Annotated in this window: 1 pseudogene; it reads right to left on the reverse strand. The window is 68.0% G+C overall.

Annotated elements, in window-relative coordinates:
• Positions 1-634, reverse strand: a pseudogene (locus tag PO605_RS30895) (Ig-like domain-containing protein); the annotation flags it as partial.

Genomic DNA, 634 nt, shown 5'->3' on the forward strand with positions numbered 1-634 from the left:
CGCCATGGGCGGGGCCGGTGGTGATCTCGAAGCGCAGCGGGTCCGACTCGAAGTCCGTGCCAGCGAGGGTGATGGACAGCGCCGTATCCTGCGGCGTCGTGACGGCTTGCGGCAGCGCCACGGGGGCGGCGTTGGCCGCCATCGCGTTGGAAAAGCGCGAGGTGTCGCCGGTGGAAATCCGGGTGGCCGTCGCCGTGACAGCGGCCTGGTCACCCGGAGGCATGGCGCCCTTGAACGCCAAGGGCGCATGGCCGGAGGCATCGGTGGTCACGGTCTGCGAGCCCAGCAGAACCTTGCCGGCGGCGCGCTCCACCAGCCCGTCGGGCAGCCTGGGCGTCGAGAAATACTCGATGCGCATGCTCTCGTTGGCGACGCTGTCCAGCGTGCCGGACAGGCCCTCGGGCGTCACCGTGAGCAGCACCGGCTCGGCAGGATCTCCGTTGGCCAGGCTGGTTCGTGCGATGCCTCCCTCGGTATTGCCGTAGATGGCATTGCCGAGCATGGAGACGCCCTTGACTTCGTCCCCCCGCAATCCCACGCCGAACAGCCTGTTGTGCGCAATCACGTTGGCATGTGCCGCGTCGTCACCGCCGACCAGGGTGTCATGGGCCTTCTGGAAAAAGGAAACGCCTTC

It is taken from the genome of Delftia sp. DT-2, assembly GCF_028401915.1.
In the GTDB taxonomy this organism is placed as follows: Bacteria; Pseudomonadota; Gammaproteobacteria; order Burkholderiales; family Burkholderiaceae_C; genus Comamonas; species Comamonas tsuruhatensis.